The organism is Paracoccus endophyticus (assembly GCF_003286075.1).
Lineage (GTDB): Bacteria > Pseudomonadota > Alphaproteobacteria > Rhodobacterales > Rhodobacteraceae > Paracoccus > Paracoccus endophyticus.
On record NZ_QLUV01000063.1, the window covers coordinates 1 to 503 of the forward strand.

A 503-nucleotide genomic window follows, 5' to 3' on the forward strand; every position below is an offset into this window, starting at 1 on the left:
GGGAGGCGCTTTCCGCAGAAAATTGCCCCTTTTTGACCGCTTGTATGACGGTTAATTTGAATTCGGGGGAATATTTTTGCTTCTTACCTATCACCGCTAGCCCATTGATTCCGTTATGATTAAATTGAGCAATCCATCGAATTAAGGTTTTCTTGGATAATTGAAAATGTCGTTGAGTGAATAAACGGTTTTTGTCATTTTGAAGATAAAACTCGATGACTTGTTGTTTGAATAGCGAGTTATATTTAGTCATAAAAAATCTGCACCTTAATCCGTTGGAGGTTTAGTCCAACTTTTGGGGGGCAGATCAAGAAGTGGGCTTTTTCTGCTTTGGTTTGGAGATACCTTAGCAAGAATTATTTAGTTTCAACTGCTTGTTTTACTTCAGCCGCTTTTTCTTTTACCGCTTCAGCACCTGCTTCCATTTTAGTTGCAGCAGCATCTTTCATTTCAGTTGCTTTATCAGCCATTGCTTTAGCAGCATCTTGCGTCATAGCTTTAGC

General features: G+C 39.2%; 1 protein-coding gene. It reads right to left on the reverse strand.

All coding sequences use genetic code 11. From position 1 onward, the window contains the following. Window positions 1–253 (reverse strand): helix-turn-helix domain-containing protein (locus DPQ23_RS15280; protein ID WP_162630805.1); only part of this gene is annotated, 253 nt, incomplete at its 3' end. Window positions 254–503: the final 250 nt, after the last annotated feature.